The following is a 21,354-nucleotide window of genomic DNA, read 5'->3' on the forward strand; positions in this document are numbered from 1 at the left end:
GCAAGTTAACAGCTCGACACCTTGTTTACAACCCCTGCAAAGAAAAATGCCGTTCAGACTTAACTGAACGGCATTACGCCTCGCGGCGGCCCTTTGCGGGTGGCGTCACACCAGCCGGATCATTGCTCCAGCTTGATGTTCTGCACCTTCACAAGATTCTTCATCTTGTCGAATTCCTTCTTGATCTCGGCCGCATGCTGCGCCGGCGTGTTGCCCGACGGCTCGGCGCCGGCAGTGCGCAGGCGCTGCTGGAAGTCCTTGTCCTGCAGGGCCTTGACGGCGGCTTCGTTGAGCTTCTTGATGACGTCGTCAGGCGTGCCGGCCGGTGCCACCAGGCCGTACCAGGCCGGGTCGTTCGGCTCCTTCAGGCCCATTTCGCCGAAGGTCGGCACGTTGGGCATGGATTCCAGGCGCTTGTTCCAGGCCACCACGATCGGGCGCAGCTTGCCGGCCTTGATGTAGGGGATCGAAGAGGGCAGGTTGTCGACCATGATCGGCACCTGGCCGGCCAGCACGTCGTTCAGCGCTGGGCCCGCGCCGCGGTACGGGATATGGACCATGAAGGTCTTGGTCGAGACCTTGAACTGCTCGCCCAGCATGTGGCCGAAGCCGCAGGTGCCCGACGAGGCGTACGAATACTTGCCCGGGTTGGCCTTCAGCACGGCCAGGAACTCCTTGTAGTCCTTGGCCGGGAAGTTCGGGTTCACGGCGATCACGTTGGCCACGTTGGCCAGGTTGGTGATGGGCTTGAAGTCCTTGATCGGGTCGTACGACAGCTTGGGGTTGCAGGCCGGGTTCACGGCCATGGTCGAGACCGTGGAGATGCCGATGGTGTAGCCGTCCGGCGCGGCCTTGGCGATCGCGTCGGCACCGATCGAACCACCCCCGCCGGCGCGGTTCTCCACCACTACGGGCTGGCCCAGGATGCGGCTCATCTGGTCCGCGGCGCCGCGGCCGACGATGTCGGTGGTGCCGCCGGGTGCGAACGGAATGATCAGTCGGATCGGCTTGGTGGGGTAGCTCTGCGCCTGCGCCGCGGTGGCGGCGGCGGCCAGGGCCAGGGTCAGTGCGAGTTTGCCAGCTTGCATGAGATCATGTCTCCCGTCAGGAAATCCGGGCAGGATGCCGCCCGGAAGCAAAAAAACCGTCGCAGTGCCACAGGTGGGGCCGTGCGCCGGCAGCGTAATTGTGTCAGCCGCCCAGCAGCCCGCGCTTGACCTCGGCGTCGACCGGGCGCTCGCCCAGGAAGACCCGCAGCACGGCCTGGTAGAAGTCTTCGCCAGGGATCGGCCGGCCGCGAGGTGTGCCGTTGATGGCGACGACGGTCCCCGTCTGCGGGGAAAAATCCAGGTTGATCACGTCGCCCTTGTGCGCGGTGCCGACCTCGCCCAGGGTGCGCTCGAACTGTACCAGCCGCGTGGCCAGTTCCTGCATCTGCTGCTCGCTGTGGTTGTTGCGGATGCCCTGGCGGATGGCGCGCATGAGGGCCGGCGGTTCGGCCTCGCGCAGCATGCGCAACTGCAGCCGCTTGGTGCCGGGCGTGCCCAGCACCAGGGCCGCGTTGCGGGCCCTCTCCTGCAGGTACAGGGCGGCCACGTAGCCCTTGGCCAGGAAGCCCGCGCGCAGGGCGGTGCCGTTGAGCTGCAGTTCCTTGCCGCCCACGCGTGCCGCATCGTCAAAACGTATCCCTTCGATCTCCACCGAGCGCGCCGGCATGGGCACGGCGCCCGCGGCCGTGGCGGCGCACAGCGCCACCAGCACGGCGGCCAGGCGCAGGCAGCGGCCCGGGTGCAGACCAGGGCGGAAGGGGGCTCGGAGGTGGGTGTCCGGGCGCGGCGGCGCGGACCGGGTGCGGGACAACATGGCGGCAGGCGTACAACTTGGCATGCCATGCTGGCCTAAATCTGGAAAAATACCTATCCGTATCTGCCCTAGTCTGCACATTCCGGTTTTTTGCCGTTATCCACCCCCGCCGCCGCCGCTGCAATCCCGCGCGACGGCCCGCAGGGCAGCTGCCGCGTCATGCCACCGCCACTACAACAACGATAAATGTCTTCTGCTCTCCTGCTGGTCCCGGACTTCAGCCTGATCCTCATCGGCTGGCTGCTGGTGCGCTATACCCCGTTCGACCGTGCCTTCTGGGGCGGCGTGGAGCGCTTGGTCTACTTCGTGCTGTTCCCGGCGCTGCTGCTGCAGTCGACCAATACCGCGGTGCTGGATTTCTCCTCGACCTCGGCCATGCTGGGGCTGGCGCTGCTGGTGATGGCCACCGGCATGGCCGGCGGCTACGCCGTTAAATGGGTGTTGCGCCCGGACGCGCTGAGCTTTGCCTCGGGCCTGCAGACCGCGTTCCGCTTCAATTCCTATATCGGGCTGGCGCTGGCATCGCGCCTGGGCGGCTCCGAGGGGCTGGCGCTGATGGCGGTGATCGTCGGCTGCACGGTGCCGCTGTGCAACGTGGCGGCGGTGTGGGCGCTGGCGCGGCACGGCCAGACCGCGCTGTGGAAGGAGCTGGCGCGCAACCCGCTGATCCTGGCCACTGCCGGCGGCCTGCTCACCAACCTGATGGGGCTGCATGCGCCCGAGGTGCTGGGCATGACACTGAACCGGCTGGGCTCGGCCTCGACCGCGCTGGGGCTGATGACGGTGGGCGCCGGGCTGCAGATGAGCGGCGCCACCGGCACTGCGGGGCCGGTGGCCTGGTGGACCGGGGTCAAGCTGCTGGCGATGCCGTGCGTGGCCTGGCTGGTGGGGCGTCACCTGCCGCTGACCGCGCTGCAGTACCAGATCGTGGTGCTGTATGCCTCGCTGCCCACGGCCTCCAGCGCCTATATCCTGGCGGTGCGCATGGGCGGTAACGGGCCGATGGTGGCAGCGACGATTTCGCTGATGACGGTGGCGGCGATCGTGACCACGCCGCTGTGGCTGGCGCTGGTCAGCTAGCGCCTGGCGGCGGGCCGTCCTGGGCAAGGGCCCAGTCGATATGCTCGCGCACCAGCGGCGTGGCGCTCTCGCGCCGCTCCAGCAGCGCTGCGCGGATGCGCGCGGCCAGGGCAGCATCTTCGGCGCGCGTGCCCGACCGCGCCGCGCGCAGGCTGTTGCCCAGCCCCACCGCCAGGTTGCGCAGCCAGCGCTCATGGCCGATGCGGCGGATCGGGCTGCCTTCGAGCCGCTGGTTGAATTCCGCTTCGGTCCACTGGAACAGCGCCACCATGTCTGGCGCGTCCAGCCCGTTGCGCACGTCGAAGTCCGGCACCATGGCCACATGCGCGAACTTGTTCCACGGGCAGGCGAGCTGGCAGTCGTCGCAGCCATAGACGCGGTTGCCCATGGGCGCGCGGAACTCCACCGGGATCGGGCCCTTGTGCTCGATGGTCAGGTAGGAGATGCAGCGGCGCGCATCCAGCCGGTACGGCGCCAGGATGGCACGCGTGGGGCAGATGTCCAGGCAGCGGTGGCAGTTGCCGCAGTGGCCGGACTCGGGCGCGTCCGCCGGCAGCGGGATGTCGACCAGGATCTCGCCCAGGAAGAACATCGAGCCGCCGTCGCGGTCCAGCAGCAGCGTATGCTTGCCGCGCCAGCCGAGCCCGCCCTGGCTGGCCAGCGCCACTTCCATGACGGGTGCGGAATCGGTAAAGACGCGGTAGCCGAATTTTCCGATTTCGGCTTCGATCCGGCTGGCCAGTTGCTGCAGGCGGCTGCGCAGCACCTTGTGATAATCGCGTCCGCGCGCATACAGCGACACCACCGCGGTGGCCGGATCGTCCAGCCGCGCCAGCTCGTGGCGGCGCCAGTCTGTGGCGCCGGCCTGGGCGCCGGCGGCCGGAATGTAAGGCATCCGCGCCACGATCGCGCGCACGGTGCCGGGCACCAGTTCGGCCGGCCGGGCGCGCCGCAGGCCGTGGTTCGCCATATAATCCATGTCGCCGTGGTAGCCCTGCGCCAGCCACGCCATCAGCCCCGGCTCGGCATGACTGAGGTCGACATCGGCGATGCGCACGGAGGCAAAGCCCAGTTCCGCGCCCCATGTGCGGATCGACGCGGCCAGTGCCGCAAGTTCCCCGGGTCCCGCGGCCAGGTGGCCGGGGGTGCCGGAAACGGGGGTAGGTGGCGCATCTGCCTGCCCTGGGGCGACTCGGTCGATCATCCCTGAATTGTACGCAATGCCCTTGCTCGAAGAACGCACCCTGACGCTGCCCGACGAAGCCGCCACCGCGCGCCTGGGCGCCGCGCTGGCCGCCACCGTGCAGGCCATGCCGCCGCACACGGTGCATGTGCAGCTGTCCGGCGACCTGGGCGCCGGCAAGACCACGCTGACGCGCGCGATCCTGCGCGCACTCGGCCATGCGGGCAAGGTCCGCAGCCCCACCTACACGCTGTGCGAGCCCTACGAGGTGGCCCGCGCCGACGGCTCGCCGCTGACCGTCTACCACTTCGACCTGTACCGCTTTGCCGACCCCGAAGAGTGGATCGACGCGGGTTTTCGCGACTGCTTCGCCGAACCGGCTTTCAACCTGGTCGAGTGGCCGGAGAAGGCCGGCCGCCTGCTCGGGGAACCGGATCTCCATATGTTGCTCCAATCGGACATGGCCGGGGCGGATGACGCCGGCGAGCGGCGGATCGCGACGATGCGCGCCTATACTCACACTGGACTTACCCTGCTGAACGCATGCTGATCAAGCGACTTGCCACTGACCGCCCCGATGGACCCGACGGCCTGCTGCAGGCGCGCCGCAAATGGATGGCGCAGGCACTGAAGCTGGGCGCGGGCACGGCCGTGCTGACCCTGGTCGGCCCGCAGATCGCGTTTGGCGCCGGCATCGTCGCGGTGCGCGTGTGGCCGGCCGAGGACTACACCCGCGTCACCATCGAATCCGATACCCCGCTGGCCGCCGTGCACCAGATGATCCGCGATCCCGACCGGCTGGTGGTGGACATCGACGGCCTGGACCTGTCGCCCACGCTGCGCGAGCTGGTGGCCAAGATCACCCCGAACGACCCCTATATCCAGACCGTGCGCGTCGGCCAGAACCGCCCGCGCGTGGTCCGCATGGTGTTCGACCTGAAGGAAAACGTGGCGCCGCAGGTGTTCACGCTGGCGCCGATCGGCACCTACCGCAACCGGCTGGTGTTTGACCTGTACCCGGTCAATCCGCCCGATCCGCTGTGGAAGCTGGTGCGCGACACCGAGGAAAAGCAGCGCCGCTTCGCCACCTCGGATCCGGCGCCGGGCAACGATGGCATCGCCGGCGCGCCGGCTGGTGCCGAGGAAGACGCGATCGGCGCGCTGGTGCGCCGCTTTGACGAGAAGGGCGAGGTGCCGCCCACCACCGCGCCGCTGCCGCCGCCGGTGGCCTCGGCCCGGCCCAGACCGTCCGCACCGCCGGTGCCGACCCCCAATGCCCCGGTGGTGCCGCCGGTCGCACGCGACAATCCCACTGCCGAACGGCCCTTCAAGATGCGCCGCCTGCTGACCGTGGCGATCGATCCCGGCCACGGCGGCGAAGACCCGGGCGCGATCGGCGCCGCCGGCTCGCGTGAGAAAGACGTGGTGCTGCAGATCGCGCACCGCCTGCGCGCCAAGATCGATGCCCAGCCCAATATGCGCGCGATGATGACGCGCGACGCCGACTTCTTCGTGCCGCTGAACGTGCGCGTGCAGAAGGCGCGCCGGGTGCAGGCCGACCTGTTCGTGTCGATCCACGCCGATGCCTTCCTGTCGCCAGAGGCGCGCGGCGCGTCAGTGTTCGCGCTGTCCGAGCGCGGTGCTTCCAGTACCGCGGCACGCTGGCTGGCCAACAAGGAAAACGCAGCCGACCTGATCGGCGGCGCCAATATGGGCAACAAGGATGCGCAGGTCGCGCGCGTGCTGCTGGACCTGTCCACCACCGCGCAGATCAACGACAGCCTGCAGGTCGGCAAGGCCGTGCTGGGCGAGATCGGCGGCATCAACAAGCTGCACAAGGGCAGCGTGGAGCAGGCCGGGTTTGCGGTACTGAAGGCCCCGGATATTCCGTCGATCCTGATCGAGACGGCTTTCATCAGCAATCCGGAAGAAGAGCGCAAGCTCAACGACAACGCGCATCAGGAGCAGTTGGCCAATGCGATCCTGAAGGGGATCCGGTCGTACTTCGCGCGCAATCCGCCGTTATCGAAAAATCCGTCCGTGTGAATCTGGCGGGCACAAAGAAACCGGGGCATGCCCCGGTTTTTTTCATGGCTGCCTGCCTCAGGCGCGCGCGGCGGCCTGGTCTTCCAGCAAGGCATCGCGGTCGGCATAGCGCGATGCAATCACCGAGCACACGATCAGCTGCAGCTGGTGATAGACCATCAGTGGCAGCACCAGTAGGCCCAGCGCCGGATGGCCGGCAAACAGGATCTTGGCCATCGGGATGCCGTTGGCCAGGCTCTTCTTGGAGCCGCAGAACACTGCCGTGATCTCGTCCTCGACAGAGAAGCCAAGGCGGCGCGCGGTCAGCGTGGTAAAGCCCAGCACCACGAACAGCAGCACCGCGGCGATCAGCATCACTGCGCCGATGGTCTGCCACTGGTACTGGTGCCACAGGCCCTTTGCGGTGGCGTCGCAGAATGAGGAATAGACGATCAGCACGATCACGCCACGGTCGATCTTGTTGGTGATGTTCTTCTTCTTTGTCAGCCAGTTGCCGATCAGCGGGCGCAGCAACTGGCCCAGCGCGAACGGCAGCAGCAGTTGCAGCGCCACGCCGGTGAGCGCCTTGCCCAGCGGCATCGAGGCGCCGCTGGCGCTGATCACCAGCCCCATCAGCAGCGGCGTGACCAGCATGCCGATCAGGCCCGAGATGGTGGCGTTGAAGATCGCGCCGGACACATTGCCGCGCGCCATCGAGGTCATGGCCACCGACGACGATACCGTCGACGGCAGCGCGCACAGGAAGAACACGCCCAGCAGCAGGTCCGGCGGCAGCGTATTGCGCAGCGACAGCATCAGCAGCGCGCCCACCAGCGGGAACACCACGTAGGTGAAGGTCTGCACGAAGACATGCAGGCGCCAGTGCTTGGCGCCCGACACCAGCTTGTCGCGCGAGAGCGCCGCGCCGTGCAGAAAGAACACCAGCGCCACGCCCAGGCTGGTCACCACGCCCAGGTGCAGCGGGCCGTTGCCGGTGCCGATTTCAGGGGCGACCAGCGCAATGGCGATGGCCGTCAACATGACGAGAACGAAGCCGTCGATCAGGTCATAAAGTTTCTTGAGCTTGCGGACAATACGAGACATGACTGCGGGTGGATCCTGCAATGTTAGGGTTTTGCCTAGTATTGGACGCCAGCCAAGTCTAGAATGCAAATTCATTTATAGAATCTATTTATCCGGCCGTTGCATGAATTACACACTGCGCCAGTTGCGCGTCTTCCTGGCCGTGGCCAATACCGGCGGCTTCAGCCGGGCCGCCGATGTGGTCGGCCTGACCCAGCCTGCGGTCAGCCGCGGCGTGGCTGAGCTGGAAGAGGCACTTGGCGTGCGCCTGCTCGACCGCACCACGCGCGAGGTGGTGCTGACCGAGGCCGGCCACGCGCTGGCGCCGGCGTTGGAGCGGCTGCTCGGGCAGCTCGACGACACCCTGGAAGAGACGCGCCAGCTCGGCGAACGCTATCGCGGACGTGTAGTGATAGCCGGTGCGCCGACGATCTCGGCCCGACTGATGCCGCTGTACGTGGCCGCCTGCGCCGCCCAATACCCTGAGATCCGCCTGATCGTGCGTGACAACGTGCAGGCCGACGGCCTGGAGCAGGTGCGCGCCGGCGCCGTGGACTTTGGCGTGCTGATCGATCCGCTGGTGCGCGACGGGCTGGTGGTAGAGCCGGTGGCGACCGACCCGTTCTGCTTTGTCTGCCGGCGCGACCATCCGCTGGCGCAGTCGGCCTCGGTGCCGTGGTCGGCGCTGCATGGGATGCAGCTGGTGCTGCTGGACTTTGCCTCCGGCAGCCGGCCGCTGATCGACCGCGTGTTCGGCCGGCATGGCGTGGTGCCCCTGGTGGTGCAGGAACTGGGCCACTCGGCCAGCGTGTTCGGCATGGTCGAGGCCGGCATCGGCGCCTCGGTGCTGCCGTCGTTCTCGCTGCCGCTGCCGGCGGCGTCGCCGCTGGTGTGGCGGCCGCTGGTGCCGCGCGAGGAGCGCAGTATCGTCATGGTCCGGCGCGAGGACCGTTCACTGTCGCCGGCCGCGGCGGCGGTATGGGACCTGGTGCGCCGCCTGACCGTGCGTGCCGAGGCGCCCGCGATGAGCGCCGCGGCCTAGGCGCGCTCCAGGTCCTTGAGTGCCTGTTGCAGCGGGTGCGTCGGCGCTTCCTTCAGCCACGGCGTCTCTGGACCGTTGCGCCAAACGGTGAGCAGCTTGCACAGACCGGCATAGCCGAGCTTCCTCTCGCCTTGCTCGTAGCGCTCCTTCTGCAACGCCAGCGCCTTGTTGAACACGAACCGGCACGACCCGGCGAAGCGGCGCATGTTGCGCTGCTGTTCGCCGGTCGGCATCAATGCGTATTTGAAGGCTTGAAGTCGCTGCATGAGCCCATCTTACCCTTGGTCTATGAGCAGCGAAAACGATATTCGGCACGGTAGGCATTGCGTCCTTCTGATGCCGGTAGCCGCAGCCACGCACCCATGGCGATCATCCGCCAGTACATCGAGCAGCAACAGACGCCACACCGAAAACCCAACGGAAAGGACGCCTGCGGCGTCCGCGCTATCCTTCCCCGCCTAAAGGTGCCGCGCACCTGGTCAACGCGCGGTGACCATCACCGCTTCCAGTTCAAAGCTGCCGTCGGCCTGCACGCGATAGTGCTCGCGAACTTCCGCGGGCGCCATCTGCCACAGGTGGCGGATGGCCTCCACGGCCACCGGTGCCGTGCGCATGCGCCTGACCCAGCTGTCGAACTCGATGCCGATGCGCCAGATGTCCGATACGGCGATGCCATCGGCGCCAAAGCCCGCCGCCTCGAACATCGCCCGCCAGCCCGCCGGCGTGTAATCGCGCACATGCGAGGGATCGCGCAGCAGTTCCACCGATTGCAGCCAGGTATCGCGCAGCGGGTCCGGCGCACCGGCAATATCGATCAGCACCACTTTGCCGCCGGGCCTGAGCACCCGGCGGATCTCCGCCAGCGCCGCCGGCACGTCGCGCCAGTGGTGCGCACTCATGCGCGAGACCACCGCGCAGAAGCTTGCATCGTCGAACGGCAGCTGCTCTGCCGCGCCCTGGCGCGTGCGGATATTGGCCAGCCCGCGCTCGCGCGCTGCGGCTTCGACCACGGCCAGCATGTCCGCCGACAGGTCGTAAGCCGTCACTTCGCCCGCAACCGCTGCCGCGGCAAAGCTGGCATGGCCGGCGCCGCAGCCCAGGTCCAGCACGCGGCTGCGCGGGCGGTTGGCCGCGGGGATCAGCGCGGCCAGTTCGTCTTTCAGTTGCTGCAGGTCCGCGCCGCTGGCGTGGACGGTGCTGGTGAGGTAGGCGCTGGCGGTGGCGCCGAACTGGGCGGCGACGAGTTCCTGCTGTTGCATGGTGCTGGGCTCCTTGGGCCACGCCCAGGTCGTGGGCGGCCTTCTTGTGGGGGAGGGGACTTGCCCGCGAGGCGGGTTCGGCATACTGTAGGCGGGCAGTTTTCCCGGTACAAGTTACCGATTTATCCTGGTATAAGCGACACCAGCCTGTCATGCCTTTATCTGCCGATCCCCCTGTTGCCCAGTCTGCATCGCCATCGTCGCGTGAATCCGTGCTGGGCGCTTTCCTGCGCGCGCACCGCGAACGGCTGGCGCCGGCCGATGTCGGGCTCGCACCGGGCCGGCGCCGCCGCACCCCAGGGCTGCGCCGCGAGGAAGTTGCGCAACTGGCGGGCTTAAGCGCGACCTGGGTGACGTGGCTGGAGCAGGGGCGGCCGGTATCGCTGTCGGCACGTGCGCTCGCCAGCCTGGCTGCCGCGCTGCGGCTGTCGCGCGCCGAGCGCGCCTACCTGTTCGAACTGGCGGGCCGCCGCGACCCGCAGCAGGCCCCGGACGAAACCGTGCCGCCGGTGGTGCTGGCCAGCGTGCATGCCATCGGCGGGCCGGCCTACCTGCTCGACCGGCAATGGACCGCGCTGGCCTGGAACGATGCCGCCGCGGACCTGTTTATCGGCTGGCTCGATGCCGCCAGCGCCGAGCGCAACCTGCTGCGCGCGATGTTCCTGTCGCCGGGGCTGATGGCGCTGGTGGAAGACTGGCCGCACCGCGCGGCACGGCTGGTGGCGGAATTCCGTGCGCACAGCATCCGCCATGCGGACGAGGTGCCCACGCGTGCGTTGATCGAGGGGCTGATGGCAGAGAGCGCGGCCTTCCGCGATGCCTGGCTGTCGCAGGACGTGGAAGACCGCGAGGGCGGCCGCCGCGGCTTTCGCCACCCGATGCTGGGCGCGCTGCAGTTCGAGCAGCTGACGCTGGTGCCGGCGGCGGCGCCGGGTTTGATGCTTGTGATGCTGCTGCCCGGCTGAGCGGGCAGTGCCTGGGCATTACTTGGGCTGCATCCGGATCGCGCCGTCCAGGCGGATCACTTCGCCGTTGAGCATGGTGTTCTCGATGATCGAGCGCGCCAGCTTGGCGTACTCCGCCGGGCGGCCAAGGCGCGGCGGGAACGGCACCATCTTGCCGAGCGCGTCCTGCACCTCCTGCGGCATGCCCAGCAGCATCGGCGTTTCGAAGATGCCCGGGGCGATGGTCATGCAGCGCACGCCGTCGCGCGACAGGTCGCGCGCGATCGCCAGCGTCATTGCCACCACGCCGCCCTTGGACGCGGCATAGGCGGCCTGCCCGATCTGGCCGTCAAAGGCCGCCACCGACGCAGTATTGATGATCACGCCGCGCTCGCCTTCGCTGTCGGGGGTGTTTTGCACCATGGCCGCGGCGGCCAGGCGGATCATGTTGAAGGTGCCGACCAGGTTGATGCGGATGGTCTTGTCGAAGGCGTCGAGCGGATGGGGGCCGTTCTTGCCGACGGTCTTGTTGGCGGTGGCGATGCCGGCGCAGTTGACGATACCCGAGAGCCGGCCCAGTGCCTGGGCGGCGGCCACCACCGTCTGGCCGTCGGCTTCGGAGGTGACGTCGCAGCGGACAAACTGGCCGCCCAGTTCTGTTGCCAGGGCCTGGCCGGTGGCCTCGTTCAGGTCGGCGATCACGACCTTGGCGCCGGCTTCGGACAGCATGCGGGCGGTGCCTGCACCCAGGCCTGAGGCGCCGCCGGTGACGATGAATACGTTGCCTTGGATTTGCATTTGGGGTTGTCTCCTTGGGATTGGGGTTTTTTGTTGCCGTTTACGTAAACGTCAATTCATTGACGGTATTTTACGGGGTGGTGGGGGATGTGCAAGGGGGCCACACCCCACCTACTCGCCCATAAAACAAAAGCGGCCCAAAGGCCGCTTTCACAACACCAGGCAGAGCAGGCGAAAGAATTACTTCAACGCCTCAAACACCCGCGCAGTAATGTCATCGACATTGCCCACGCCCAGGATCTTGCGGTACTTCGGCGGCGCCACCTTGGCGGAAGCATCCCCCTTGGCAGCCCAGTCCGAGTAGTAATCCACCAGCGGACGCGTCTGCTGCGAATAGACATCAAGACGCTTCTTGACCGTCTCTTCCTTGTCATCGTCACGCTGGATCAGCGCCTCGCCGGTCTCGTCGTCCACGCCCTCGGTCTTGGGCGGGTTGTACTTGACGTGGTAGGTGCGGCCCGAGGCCACGTGCACGCGGCGGCCGCTCATGCGCTCAATGATGGCGTCGAACGGCACGTCGATTTCCAGCACGTAGTCGATTGCCACGCCCGCTTCCTTCATCGCCTCGGCCTGCGGAATGGTGCGCGGGAAGCCGTCGAACAGGTATCCGTTCTTGCAGTCGTCTTCCTTCAGACGGTCCTTCACTAGGCCGATGATGATGTCGTCCGACACCAGTCCGCCCGCGTCCATGACCTTCTTGGCTTCCACCCCCAAGGGGGTGCCGGCCTTCACCGCGGCGCGCAGCATGTCGCCCGTGGAGATTTGCGGAATGCCGAACTTCTCGCAGATGAACTTGGCTTGCGTGCCTTTGCCGGCGCCAGGCGCGCCCAACAGGATCAAACGCATTTACGGGTCCTCAGAGTATTTAATCTGTATGGCGGGAGATCAGAAGGAGGGTAACGCCGTAACTTGACGCAGGACTTACTGCGGTCCTGATGCGTTCTGACTGCGTTCAGCGCGGGCACTGCTCAGGCGTACCCACGCGTACGGCCGGCGGCGGCTGCCAGGGGGATGGCGGCGCGGCACACCGGACGGGCTCTATCTTTATCTCCCCACCGAGCCTTGGCCGGCGGCACGCTTGCGCATGCCGGCCGGGCGGCTCTGTATCGGCAAGCATTATGCCATGAGGCGGCGCAAAATCGGCCCGAAATCCGCCCCCCGGTTCAGGTTGCAGCAGTATGAACCTGGACGGGCAGGCGCCCGCGCGGGTCGTTTTGTCAGGGCCCTTCCTGGGCCATCGACTGCGCCCACAGTGCGCGCACCCGTTCCAGGTCGGCCGGGGTGTCGACGCCGGGGGCCGGCGCGGCGCTGGTCTGCAGCACCGCAATGCGCTCGCCATGCCACATGGCGCGCAGTTGCTCCAGCGCCTCGGTCTGCTCCAGCGGCGCCGCCGCCAGCGTCGGGAAGCGGCGCAAAAAGCCCGCCCGATAGGCGTACAGCCCGATATGGCGCAGCACCGGCATGCCGGGCAGCGGCACCTGGGCCAGCGCCGCGGGCACGGCCGGCACGCCCGACCAGGCATCGCGCGCCCACGGGATCGGCGCGCGCGAGAAATACAGTGCGCGGCCGGCGGCGTCGCAAACCACCTTGACCACATTGGGGTTGAAGACTTCGGCGATGTCCTGCAGCGGATGCGCCGCGGTGGCGATGGCACAGTCGGCGTGGTGCGCCAGATGCAGTGCCACCTCGTCGATCAGTGACGGTTCGATCAGCGGCTCGTCGCCCTGCACATTGACCACGATGGCGTCGTCGGCCAGGCCCAGCTGGGCGGCCACTTCGGACAGGCGGTCGGTGCCGGAAGGGTGGTCGGCGCGGGTCAGTACGGCTTCGATGCCGTGCGCGGCGCAGGCCTGCGCCACCGCGGGCGCATCGGTGGCGACCACGGTGCGCCGCGCCGACGACGCATGCGCGCGTTCGGCCACGCGCACGATCATCGGGCGCCCGCCGATATCGGCCAGGGGCTTGTCAGGCAGGCGCGTCGAGGCGAGCCGCGCGGGAATGACGACGGTGAATGCGGGGACGGTCATGGCGCGCGCTCAGTTGCCGGCGGCAGGGGCGTCCGGGTTGACCACGCGGCCCGGCACCGACTGGCGGGCCTCGTCGGCCAGCATCACGGGGATGCCGTCGCGGATCGGGTACGCCAGCTTGTCGGCGTGGCAGATCAGCTCCTGCGCGGCGCGGTCGTATTCCAGCTTGCCCTTGCACAGCGGGCAGACCAGGATTTCAAGCAGCCGGTTGTCCATCTCGGTGTTCCTCGTTGCGCCCTGCGGCGCCCGGCGTGGTTGCCGGCGCGGTCGGCGCGGGTTTGACTTGCGCCAGCACGGCGCGGCGGATTTTTTCGATCAGGCCGGTATCGATCACGGGCCTGGTGGGGACGACCCAGATGCGCGGGTCGTCGAAGCGCTCGCATTTTACGGCATCCTTCTCAGTGATCAGGATCACGTCGGCGTCGAGCGCATCGGGATTGTCGACGAACGGGTCGGCGACAAAGTCATAGTGGTCGGGCAGCGGCAGTGTCTTCGGCGACAGCCCTGCGCCACGCAGGCTGGCGAAGAAGCGTTCGGGGTTGCCGATGCCGGCGGCGGCCAGCACGCGCCGGCCGGTGAAGGCGCTGACCGGCCGCGCCATGGTGGGATCTGCCAGCTGCCAGGCGTCGTCCAGCTCCAGCCGCATGCCGTACACGCCGGGGCGGTCGGGCGTGGCGCGGAAGGTGGGGTCGTTGATCAGCGTGGCGTCGCGCGGGCGCGAAAGCGGCTCGCGCAGCGGGCCGGCCGGCAGCAGCAGGCCGTTGCCGCCCATGCGTGAGTCGAACATCACGATCTCGAAGTCGCGCTGCAGCTTGTAGTGCTGCAGGCCGTCGTCGAGCAGCAGCACATTGACGCCCGGGTGCGATACCAGCATGGTCTGCGCGCACAGCGCCCGGTCTGGGAAGACCCAGACCGGCACGTCGGTGGCGCGCGCGATCAGGAGCGGCTCATCGCCTACGTCGGACGCCTTCGAGGTCGGCTTCACGCGGCGCGGGTGCTTGAGTTCCACGCCGTAGCCGCGCGACACCACGCCGGGGCGCAGCCCCGCCTCGGTCAGCGCTTGTGCCAGCGCGATCACCGCCGGCGTCTTGCCGGTGCCGCCCACGGTCACGTTGCCGACCACCACCACCGGCATCGGCAGGCGCGTCGACTTGAACCAGCCACGCTGGTAGCCATAGCGGCGCACCCGCGCGATCAGCCCGAACAGCAGCGAGAACGGCAGCATCACCCACGCGAACCAGCCGCGGCGTTGCCACTGGGCGGTCACGAAGTCGGCAAGGGCATGTCGGGGAACGGGCATGGGCGCGGCGGGCGGTGGAGTCGGTGGTTGGGATGGGATTGTAGTGCGCCCGCGGCTTCGCCCCCTGGGGGCGCGGGTGGCTCAACCATTATGGGCATTGCACAACGCATGCGGCAAGCCCGTCGGCCGCATGCGCCAGGGCGCCCGGAGTCAGCGCGGCTGTGCGCTCTGCGTGGCGAAGGTCAGGCGCGACAGCCCGGCCAGCCGCGCGGCCTCCATCACGTTGATCACGGCCTGGTGGCTGGCCTGCGCGTCGGCATTGACGATCACCACCGGCGGCTGGCCGCCGGCACCGGTGCCCGAGGCGGCGCGCAGCTGGTCGGCCAGGCTGGTGACGTCCTTCTGCTCCATCACCTGCTTGTTGACGGAGTAGACCCCGCGCGATGACACCGACACCACGATCTCCCGCGGCCGCTGCTGGGCGCGCTCGGCGTCGGCGGTGGGCAACTGGATCTGCAGCTCGGTAAAGCGCGAGTAGGTGGTCGTGATCATCAGGAAGATCAGGATCACGAGCAGCACGTCGATCAGCGGGATCAGGTTGATCTCCGGCTCTTCGCGCCGCTGTCGGGAACGGAATTGCATGGCGTTCGTTCTGTTCGGCGATCAGGCGCGGCGTTGCGGCAGGATCGCGTCGAGGAACGACGTGGCGCGGAATTCCAGCTCGGCCACGTAGTCATCCACGCGGCGGCGGAAGTAGCGCCAGAAGATCAGCGCCGGGATTGCCACGATCAGGCCGAAGGCGGTGTTGTACAGCGCCACCGAGATGCCGTGCGCCAGCTGTTCAGGGCTGGCGCCGGTGCCGCCCTGGCTGCCGAAGATCTCGATCATGCCGATCACCGTGCCCAGCAGGCCCATCAGCGGCGCCACCGAGGCGATCGTGCCGAGCGCGTTCAGGTAGCGCTCCAGCTCATGCGCGACCACGCGGCCGGCTTCCTCGACCACGTCTTTGGCGGCATCGCGCGAGGTATGCGGTTGCAGCACCACGTGGCGCAGCCCGGCGGCCAGCACCCGGCCCAGCGGCGAGTTCTGCTCAATCGTGTTGACCACTTCCGGCGTCGCGCGGCGTTGCTGCGCGGCCGCCAGCGCCTCTTCATAGAGCCTGGCGGGCAGGACCTTGCTGCGCTTGAGAGTGAGAAAACGTTCGACGATCAGCGCCAGCGCGATGACCGAGGCGAGCAACAGCGGCCAGATCGGCCAGCCGGCCGCTTGAATGATGGAAAACAATTGGACCCCCGGGATCGACAACCGAATAACAAAACCCCAAACCACCTGGACGGCATGCCTTGATGCGCGTCTGGCCGCTGGCGGCGCGCGCTCCGGCATTGCTCTGAAAAATCAGGCGCCACTCTAACCTGCGCCCTGTCGCACGGCAAGACGGCACCCGACGCTGTCTCGGCCACGCATCGCCCATTTCCACAGCAAAGCGGGACAGTGTTGTGGATCGATTGTGGAAAGCTACCTGACAAGCGTGCTAACACATTGATCTTTAAGGGCAAAAACATCACTGCTTAAATTTTGTGCAAAAGCCTGACGCAGACCCTGCGGCGCATGGTGCACGCCGCCAGGCACCGCTTTCCACAACCTGGCCGGGCGCGTCGGTGTGCTGGCACGCATTCCTGTGCGGCTTTCCACACAGCGCCGGGACAGGATTGTGGAGCGCTTGTGGAAAGCTGCCTGAGAGGTCACCTAAGTCTTTGATTTATAAGGTGGCACCATCGGTTGCTCAAAAAACAGGCAAACGGGTGTATCCGTGCGGCCCGCGGCCGATGTGGCGTCAGGCAGGGCAGAAACCGGGTTTTTCCACATTCCGCAGGGAGAGCATTGTGGACGGCCTGTGGACAAATCCGGGAGAAGCAGGTTAACCCATTGATTTTTATGACCTCCCATCGCCCTGCCCAGAAATTGTGCAAATGCAGCATGGACGCTGCGCCCCGGACGGCCAGCGGCGCTCTGATACGCCACGCGCCGGGTCGGCCGCTTTCCATCGGGCAGCAAGCGGTTTTGGGGCCACTTGCGCCGGAAAAGTGTGGTTTACGGCGCCTTTTATCCAGAGAAGCTGTGGATAACTTTGTGAACAAGCCTGCCAGGCGCTATGTAAGTGATTGATGCAAAAGAGAATTGGTTATATTGCCTAATTTTTGTTTTGCTCGTAAAACTCATAAGAATCAAAGGGTTGGACGAACCCATGCGCCTTTCGGGGCAGGGCGCCGGCATCAATGCTACCCCCTTGACATAGCGGTTATGCTGTGGACATGTCCCATTCACGCCGCTTGCCATCCGTGCGCCATGCCAGACTTGCCGAACTTTTCGCGTGACCCTTCCTCCACCGCGCCGCGCAGCGGCCGCGACGTCATTCCTGTCGGTGAGCTGAACCACACCATCGCCAGGCTGCTGGAACGCAGTTTTCCGCTGGCCTGGGTGCGCGGCGAGATTTCCAATTTCACGCGCGCCGCCAGCGGGCACTGGTATTTCTCGCTCAAGGATGCACGCGCGCAGATCCGCTGCGTGATGTTCCGCGGGCGCAACCAGCATGTCGACTTCCAGCCGCGCGAGGGCGAGGCGGTGGAAGTGCGCGCCGTGGTCACCATGTATGAGGCGCGCGGCGAGGTGCAGCTGGGCGTAGAGGCCATGCGCCGGGCGGGGCTGGGCAACCTGTACGAAGCCTTCCTGCGCCTGAAGGAAAAGCTGGCGCAGGCGGGGCTGTTCGCGCCAGAGCGCAAGCGCCCGGTGCCGGCGCATCCGCGCACCATCGGCGTGGTCACCTCGCTGCAGGCGGCGGCGCTGCGCGATGTGCTGACCACCTTGCGCCGGCGTGCGCCGCATGTGCCGGTGGTGGTCTATCCGGTACCGGTGCAGGGCGCTGGCGCGGCGCAGAAGATCGCCGACATGCTCGATGCGGCCAGCGCGCGGCGCGAGTGCGACGTGCTGATCCTTTGCCGCGGCGGGGGCAGCATCGAAGACCTGTGGTCGTTCAACGAAGAGGTGGTGGCGCAGGCGATTGCGCGCTGCGTGCTGCCGGTCATCTCCGGCGTGGGCCACGAAACCGACTTCACCATCGCCGACTTTGTCGCCGACGTGCGTGCGCCCACGCCGACCGGCGCGGCCGAGCTGGTCAGCCCGGATCGCGCGCACCTGCTGGCGCAGGCGATGCGTGCGCGCGACGCGCTCACGCAGTGCATGCGGCGCGGGCTGGACCTGCGCGCGCAGCACCTGGACTGGCTGGCGCGGCGCGTGCGCAGCCCGCAGGCGCAACTGCAGGAGCGGCGCGCGCGCGTCGACAATCTGGCCCGACATTTGCGGTCGGCATTGCGCGACACGGTGGTGTCGCAGCGCCACCGCCACCAATTGCTGGCGATGCGCTGGAGCGCGTGCCGCCCCGATGCCAGCGCCGCTCATGCCGACGTGGCCCGCCTGTGGCAACGCCTGCAGGCCGCCGCCGCACGCCAGCACGAGCGCGCCGGCCAGCGCCTGGCGCGCAGCGCCGGCGCGCTGGAGCTGCTGGCGCCGCAGCGTACGCTGGAACGCGGCTATGCGGTGCTGCTGGACCAGCGCGGACGCGCGCTGCGCTCGCCCGCCGAGATCCGCGCCGGCAGCGTGCTCGAAGCGCACCTGGCCGAGGGCGTGGCCGACCTGGCGATTGCCGGCGTGCAGGCCAAGCTGCCGGATTTCTGAGCGCCTGCGCGGCCCGGGAACGCCTCCCATTCGCGATGCCGCGGCGGGCCCGAAGCGTTCCGGGAAGCCGGGCGGAAATCCCCCCGGAAACCCTTGCCCGGACAAACTAACATCGGAGCAGGGGGCTTTGTCCCGCGGTTTGCGCGGGTCTTGCAAGTCCCCTACAATCGGCAATTCCGGACCCACAACCCCAACCCACAGAGACAGAACAATGGAACACAAGCTCCCCCCGCTCCCGTACGCGCATGATGCCCTGGCTCCGCACATCTCCAAGGAGACGCTGGAGTTCCATCATGACAAGCACCACCAGACCTACGTCACCAACCTGAACAACCTCATCAAGGGCACCGAGTTCGAGAACTCGACCCTGGAAGAGATCGTCAAGAAGTCGTCGGGCGGCATCTTCAACAACGCTGCCCAGGTGTGGAACCACACCTTCTACTGGGACTCGATGAAGCCCAACGGCGGCGGCCAGCCGACCGGCGCGCTGGCTGATGCCATCAACGCCAAGTGGGGCTCGTTCGACAAGTTCAAGGAAGAGTTCACCAAGACCGCCGTGGGCACCTTCGGTTCGGGCTGGGCCTGGCTGGTCAAGAAGACCGACGGCTCGCTGGACCTGGTCTCGACCTCCAACGCCGCCACCCCGCTGACCACCGACGCCAAGGCGCTGCTGACCTGCGACGTGTGGGAACACGCCTACTACATCGACTACCGCAATGCCCGCCCGAAGTACGTCGAGGCATTCTGGAATGTCGTGAACTGGGACTTCGCCGGCAAGAACTTCGCTGGCTGATCCGCGGATCATCCTTGCAGCAAGAAAGGGCCATGTGGCCCTTTTTTGTTTTGGGCGCGCACGGGGCGGGATTGGGTTTGAATCTGCCTGCGGGATCGTCCATATTTGTCCGTATCCGGCCACCAGCTTCCGGTGCGCCCGCGCGCGCTCCGTGTCATCGTGCACTTCGCAGGCCGGCCGTTTCCCACAGCCAGGTGCCCGATGGCCCGATGGAAGGCATGTTCCCCTTGCAGCCACGTCGGTGCCTGTCGCGCGCCCCGTCCATGGGCTGCTCTGGCTGTCGCGCTCTTGCTAGTCACCGCCGTCGGCGGCGCGAGCGCGCAGCCGCTGCCGTCCCCGCCGAGCGTGCCGCCCCCGTTCAAGCTGTTGCGCTATGACGAGGACTATCGCTACCTGCGCGATCCGGCCATGCGCACGGATTTCTGGGGCCCGGTCAAGTATGTGCCGCTCGGCAGTCCTGGCTGGTTCCTGAGCCTCGGCGGAGAGATCCGCGAGCGCTTTGAGGACTACTCGGCCAGCAATTTCGCCGTGCCGGGTCCGCGTGGCGATGGCTACCTGATGCACCGGGCGCTGCTGCACGCCGACCTGCATGCCGGCGAATCCCTGCGCGCGTTCGTGCAGCTGGGCAACCAGCTGGCCATGGGCAAGGACGTCACCACGCCGCCCTATGTCGACCAGCTCGATGTGCAGCAGGCATTCGTCGACCTGCGCGTGCCGCTCCCGGCGCCCGCGCAGGACCCGCTGCTGGTGCGCGTGGGCCGGCAGGAGATGGCGTTCGGCGCGCAGCGCCTGGTTTCGATCCGCGATGCCCCCAATGTGCGGCGCGCCTTCGACGGACTGAGGCTTGGCTCAAGCCTGGGCGGCGCACGGGTGGATGCCTTCGCCACGCGTCCGGTGCTGCTCAAGGACGGCAGCTTCGACGACCGGCCCAATCAGGCGCAGGGCTTCTGGGGCGTCTATGCGACGATGCCGGCGGCTTTCCTGCCGGCAACCTCCGCCGATCTCTACTACCTCGGTTTCGAGAATGACCGCGCGCTGTTCAGCGATGGCAGCGGCGCGGAGCGGCGGCATTCGCTCGGGGGCCGTCTGTTCGGCCGTCACGGCCGCTGGGACTGGGACTGGGAGGCGCTGTTCCAGTTCGGCAGCCTGGCCTCGCAACAGATCCGCGCATGGGGCTTTTCGACCGATACCGGGTACACCTTTGCGGCGTCGGCCTGGCACCCGCGCGCAGGCATCAAGGCGACCATGGGCAGCGGTGACCGCAATCCGCACGACGGCACCATCGGCACCTACAACGGCTTGTTTCCGAAGCTGGCCTACTTCAACCAGGCCGGCCTGATCGGCGCTTCCAACGTGCTGGATATCCAGCCGTCGCTGACGCTGATTCCCGCGGCCGGCATCAAGCTGACCTTCGCTTGTGACTTCATCTGGCGGGCAACCACGCACGACGCGGTCTACACCTCGGCGGGCATCCCGGTTCCCGGCACCGCGGGCCGCTCCGGCCAGTACAGCAGCAGCCAGCTCTCCGTGGACGTTGCGTGGCAGGCGAGCCGGCATGTGCTGGTCAATGGCGGCGCCGTGTACGTGGACGAGAGCCGCACGCTGAAGGCCGTTGGCGGACACAACACGCGCTTTCTCTACCTGGCACTCGGCTATACGTTCTGATGCGGCGGGCGCCATGCGGCGCATGAATGCATGCACCGCAATCCCTGATTTCCATCAGCCGCGGTTCAAAGCTGCTTGCGGTACACCACGAATCCGGACTTCTCAGCGACGGTGTCGTAAAGGCGCATGGCGGTGGTGTTCGTTTCGTGGGTCTGCCAGTACACCCTTGCCACGCCCAGTGCTTTGGCACGTGCATAGACCTGATCTATGAGTCGACGCGCGACGCCTTTTCCCCTTGCTTCCTCGGCAGTGAAGAGGTCCTGCAAATAGCAGTTCGGACTGAGTTGAATGGTGCTTCGATGCAGCAGAAAATGCGCCAGCCCGATCAACTCGCCCGCTTGCTCTGCAACTAACGCGTACATCGGCTCGTAGGCGTCGAAAAAGCGTGACCAGGTCGTGAGCGTGATTTCCGCCGGCAAGGCAGTGGCACCGTGCCGACCGTAGAATGCGTTATAGCCGCCCCAGAGGACTTTCCACGCAGGGAAGTCGTCCGGCTCGACGGCACGGATCTTCACCGGTTCAGCGGCTGGATCGATCGCTTGCATCATTTTCCTTTTCGGGAGTTCGACTGACCTGGCCACGGCCCGCATGGATCCGCCTGACCGGCAGATTTCGTTCAT

General features: G+C 67.2%; 21 protein-coding genes and 1 pseudogene. 8 read left to right on the plus strand and 14 right to left on the minus strand.

What is annotated here, in order from left to right:
• Window positions 1-119: 119 nt before the first annotated feature.
• The gene (locus AC3WL8_RS34360; protein WP_013955671.1) at window positions 120-1,088 is read right to left on the minus strand and encodes a tripartite tricarboxylate transporter substrate binding protein BugE; all 969 of its coding nucleotides are present in this window, start codon (window positions 1,086-1,088) and stop codon (window positions 120-122) included.
• A gap of 103 nt (window positions 1,089-1,191) precedes the next feature.
• Window positions 1,192-1,863, minus strand: coding sequence for a chalcone isomerase family protein (locus AC3WL8_RS34365; protein ID WP_228772607.1), 672 nt, complete (start codon window positions 1,861-1,863; stop codon window positions 1,192-1,194).
• A 186-nt stretch (window positions 1,864-2,049) separates the two neighbouring features.
• Here AC3WL8_RS34365 and AC3WL8_RS34370 point away from each other — a divergent pair, with 186 nt between their 5' ends.
• Window positions 2,050-2,943: an AEC family transporter gene (locus tag AC3WL8_RS34370; RefSeq protein ID WP_010812244.1), complete on the plus strand. Its 894-nt coding sequence runs from the start codon at window positions 2,050-2,052 to the stop codon at window positions 2,941-2,943.
• On the opposite strand, the gene queG is transcribed toward AC3WL8_RS34370, so the two are convergent.
• A complete protein-coding gene (gene queG / locus AC3WL8_RS34375) occupies window positions 2,936-4,147 on the minus strand; it encodes a tRNA epoxyqueuosine(34) reductase QueG (RefSeq protein ID WP_041227760.1) in 1,212 nt (403 codons plus the stop codon). The genes AC3WL8_RS34370 and queG overlap by 8 nt on opposite strands.
• A 16-nt stretch (window positions 4,148-4,163) precedes the next feature.
• Between queG and tsaE the strand changes: the two genes are divergently transcribed.
• Together tsaE and AC3WL8_RS34385 are read left to right on the plus strand one after the other, a co-directional pair.
• The gene (gene tsaE, locus AC3WL8_RS34380) at window positions 4,164-4,676 is read left to right on the plus strand and encodes a tRNA (adenosine(37)-N6)-threonylcarbamoyltransferase complex ATPase subunit type 1 TsaE (RefSeq protein ID WP_013955673.1); all 513 of its coding nucleotides are present in this window, start codon (window positions 4,164-4,166) and stop codon (window positions 4,674-4,676) included.
• Window positions 4,670-6,172, plus strand: coding sequence for an N-acetylmuramoyl-L-alanine amidase (locus AC3WL8_RS34385; protein WP_492379746.1), 1,503 nt, complete (start codon window positions 4,670-4,672; stop codon window positions 6,170-6,172). Before tsaE ends, AC3WL8_RS34385 begins: the two co-directional genes overlap by 7 nt.
• Window positions 6,173-6,229: 57 nt before the next feature.
• On the opposite strand, the gene AC3WL8_RS34390 is transcribed toward AC3WL8_RS34385, so the two are convergent.
• A complete protein-coding gene (locus AC3WL8_RS34390) occupies window positions 6,230-7,255 on the minus strand; it encodes a bile acid:sodium symporter family protein (RefSeq protein WP_492379747.1) in 1,026 nt (341 codons plus the stop codon).
• A gap of 103 nt (window positions 7,256-7,358) precedes the next feature.
• Here AC3WL8_RS34390 and AC3WL8_RS34395 point away from each other — a divergent pair, with 103 nt between their 5' ends.
• On the plus strand, window positions 7,359-8,276 hold the full coding sequence (locus AC3WL8_RS34395) for a LysR family transcriptional regulator (RefSeq protein WP_013955677.1): 918 nt from the start codon (window positions 7,359-7,361) through the stop codon (window positions 8,274-8,276).
• On the opposite strand, the pseudogene AC3WL8_RS34400 reads toward AC3WL8_RS34395, so the two are convergent.
• Both AC3WL8_RS34400 and AC3WL8_RS34405 read right to left on the minus strand, forming a co-directional pair.
• A pseudogene (locus AC3WL8_RS34400) lies at window positions 8,276-8,542 on the minus strand (helix-turn-helix domain-containing protein); the annotation flags it as partial. The gene AC3WL8_RS34395 and the pseudogene AC3WL8_RS34400 overlap by 1 nt on opposite strands.
• A 213-nt stretch (window positions 8,543-8,755) precedes the next feature.
• Window positions 8,756-9,535, minus strand: a complete 780-nt coding sequence (locus AC3WL8_RS34405; RefSeq protein WP_153955660.1) for a class I SAM-dependent methyltransferase — start codon at window positions 9,533-9,535, stop codon at window positions 8,756-8,758.
• Window positions 9,536-9,687: 152 nt separating this feature from the next.
• On the opposite strand from AC3WL8_RS34405, the gene AC3WL8_RS34410 reads away from it, so the two are divergent.
• Window positions 9,688-10,500 carry an MmyB family transcriptional regulator gene (locus AC3WL8_RS34410; protein ID WP_153955661.1) on the plus strand — a complete coding sequence of 271 codons (813 nt, stop codon included), beginning with the start codon at window positions 9,688-9,690 and terminating at the stop codon, window positions 10,498-10,500.
• Between the two features lie 18 nt (window positions 10,501-10,518).
• Here the strand turns inward: AC3WL8_RS34410 and AC3WL8_RS34415 are convergent, their stop codons facing one another.
• The 7 genes from AC3WL8_RS34415 to AC3WL8_RS34445 form a co-directional block, all read right to left on the minus strand.
• Window positions 10,519-11,277, minus strand: coding sequence for a 3-hydroxyacyl-CoA dehydrogenase (locus AC3WL8_RS34415; RefSeq protein WP_492379748.1), 759 nt, complete (start codon window positions 11,275-11,277; stop codon window positions 10,519-10,521).
• A 180-nt stretch (window positions 11,278-11,457) separates the two neighbouring features.
• On the minus strand, window positions 11,458-12,123 hold the full coding sequence (adk, locus tag AC3WL8_RS34420; RefSeq protein WP_211980755.1) for an adenylate kinase: 666 nt from the start codon (window positions 12,121-12,123) through the stop codon (window positions 11,458-11,460).
• A 371-nt stretch (window positions 12,124-12,494) separates the two neighbouring features.
• A complete protein-coding gene (kdsB, locus tag AC3WL8_RS34425; RefSeq protein WP_153955662.1) occupies window positions 12,495-13,304 on the minus strand; it encodes a 3-deoxy-manno-octulosonate cytidylyltransferase in 810 nt (269 codons plus the stop codon).
• A gap of 9 nt (window positions 13,305-13,313) precedes the next feature.
• Window positions 13,314-13,520 carry a Trm112 family protein gene (locus tag AC3WL8_RS34430; RefSeq protein ID WP_013955684.1) on the minus strand — a complete coding sequence of 69 codons (207 nt, stop codon included), beginning with the start codon at window positions 13,518-13,520 and terminating at the stop codon, window positions 13,314-13,316.
• Entirely contained in the window at window positions 13,501-14,604 is a 1,104-nt protein-coding gene (gene lpxK, locus AC3WL8_RS34435) for a tetraacyldisaccharide 4'-kinase (RefSeq protein ID WP_492379749.1), read from the minus strand. Before lpxK ends, AC3WL8_RS34430 begins: the two co-directional genes overlap by 20 nt.
• A 150-nt stretch (window positions 14,605-14,754) precedes the next feature.
• A complete protein-coding gene (locus AC3WL8_RS34440; RefSeq protein WP_013955686.1) occupies window positions 14,755-15,186 on the minus strand; it encodes an ExbD/TolR family protein in 432 nt (143 codons plus the stop codon).
• A gap of 21 nt (window positions 15,187-15,207) precedes the next feature.
• A complete protein-coding gene (locus AC3WL8_RS34445) occupies window positions 15,208-15,828 on the minus strand; it encodes a MotA/TolQ/ExbB proton channel family protein (protein WP_041228296.1) in 621 nt (206 codons plus the stop codon).
• 1,062 nt (window positions 15,829-16,890) lie between these two features.
• Between AC3WL8_RS34445 and xseA the strand changes: the two genes are divergently transcribed.
• From xseA to AC3WL8_RS34460, 3 genes are all read left to right on the plus strand, one after another.
• Window positions 16,891-18,276: an exodeoxyribonuclease VII large subunit gene (xseA, locus tag AC3WL8_RS34450; protein WP_194946888.1), complete on the plus strand. Its 1,386-nt coding sequence runs from the start codon at window positions 16,891-16,893 to the stop codon at window positions 18,274-18,276.
• Between the two features lie 211 nt (window positions 18,277-18,487).
• Window positions 18,488-19,069, plus strand: coding sequence for a superoxide dismutase [Fe] (gene sodB, locus AC3WL8_RS34455; protein WP_013955690.1), 582 nt, complete (start codon window positions 18,488-18,490; stop codon window positions 19,067-19,069).
• 288 nt (window positions 19,070-19,357) lie between these two features.
• On the plus strand, window positions 19,358-20,734 hold the full coding sequence (locus tag AC3WL8_RS34460; protein ID WP_228772608.1) for an alginate export family protein: 1,377 nt from the start codon (window positions 19,358-19,360) through the stop codon (window positions 20,732-20,734).
• 65 nt (window positions 20,735-20,799) lie between these two features.
• Here the strand turns inward: AC3WL8_RS34460 and AC3WL8_RS34465 are convergent, their stop codons facing one another.
• Window positions 20,800-21,279 carry a GNAT family N-acetyltransferase gene (locus tag AC3WL8_RS34465; RefSeq protein ID WP_153955678.1) on the minus strand — a complete coding sequence of 160 codons (480 nt, stop codon included), beginning with the start codon at window positions 21,277-21,279 and terminating at the stop codon, window positions 20,800-20,802.
• Window positions 21,280-21,354: the final 75 nt, after the last annotated feature.

It is taken from the genome of Cupriavidus sp. FW305-F7 (genome assembly GCF_058782875.1).

Bases quoted from the DNA above. Each gene is read 5' to 3' on its own strand.
- AC3WL8_RS34390 (WP_492379747.1), bottom strand. From the start codon at position 7,255: ATGTCTCGTATTGTCCGCAAGCTCAAGAAACTTTATGACCTGATCGAC.
- AC3WL8_RS34360 (WP_013955671.1), bottom strand. From the start codon at position 1,088: ATGCAAGCTGGCAAACTCGCACTGACCCTGGCCCTGGCCGCCGCCGCC.
- AC3WL8_RS34365 (WP_228772607.1), bottom strand. From the start codon at position 1,863: ATGTTGTCCCGCACCCGGTCCGCGCCGCCGCGCCCGGACACCCACCTC.
- AC3WL8_RS34415 (WP_492379748.1), bottom strand. From the start codon at position 11,277: ATGCAAATCCAAGGCAACGTATTCATCGTCACCGGCGGCGCCTCAGGC.
- AC3WL8_RS34405 (WP_153955660.1), bottom strand. From the start codon at position 9,535: ATGCAACAGCAGGAACTCGTCGCCGCCCAGTTCGGCGCCACCGCCAGC.
- queG (WP_041227760.1), bottom strand. From the start codon at position 4,147: ATGATCGACCGAGTCGCCCCAGGGCAGGCAGATGCGCCACCTACCCCC.
- AC3WL8_RS34430 (WP_013955684.1), bottom strand. From the start codon at position 13,520: ATGGACAACCGGCTGCTTGAAATCCTGGTCTGCCCGCTGTGCAAGGGC.
- AC3WL8_RS34385 (WP_492379746.1), top strand. From the start codon at position 4,670: ATGCTGATCAAGCGACTTGCCACTGACCGCCCCGATGGACCCGACGGC.
- AC3WL8_RS34465 (WP_153955678.1), bottom strand. From the start codon at position 21,279: ATGCAAGCGATCGATCCAGCCGCTGAACCGGTGAAGATCCGTGCCGTC.
- sodB (WP_013955690.1), top strand. From the start codon at position 18,488: ATGGAACACAAGCTCCCCCCGCTCCCGTACGCGCATGATGCCCTGGCT.
- AC3WL8_RS34440 (WP_013955686.1), bottom strand. From the start codon at position 15,186: ATGCAATTCCGTTCCCGACAGCGGCGCGAAGAGCCGGAGATCAACCTG.
- lpxK (WP_492379749.1), bottom strand. From the start codon at position 14,604: ATGCCCGTTCCCCGACATGCCCTTGCCGACTTCGTGACCGCCCAGTGG.
- AC3WL8_RS34395 (WP_013955677.1), top strand. From the start codon at position 7,359: ATGAATTACACACTGCGCCAGTTGCGCGTCTTCCTGGCCGTGGCCAAT.
- tsaE (WP_013955673.1), top strand. From the start codon at position 4,164: ATGCCCTTGCTCGAAGAACGCACCCTGACGCTGCCCGACGAAGCCGCC.
- xseA (WP_194946888.1), top strand. From the start codon at position 16,891: ATGCCAGACTTGCCGAACTTTTCGCGTGACCCTTCCTCCACCGCGCCG.
- adk (WP_211980755.1), bottom strand. From the start codon at position 12,123: ATGCGTTTGATCCTGTTGGGCGCGCCTGGCGCCGGCAAAGGCACGCAA.
- kdsB (WP_153955662.1), bottom strand. From the start codon at position 13,304: ATGACCGTCCCCGCATTCACCGTCGTCATTCCCGCGCGGCTCGCCTCG.
- AC3WL8_RS34410 (WP_153955661.1), top strand. From the start codon at position 9,688: ATGCCTTTATCTGCCGATCCCCCTGTTGCCCAGTCTGCATCGCCATCG.
- AC3WL8_RS34370 (WP_010812244.1), top strand. From the start codon at position 2,050: ATGTCTTCTGCTCTCCTGCTGGTCCCGGACTTCAGCCTGATCCTCATC.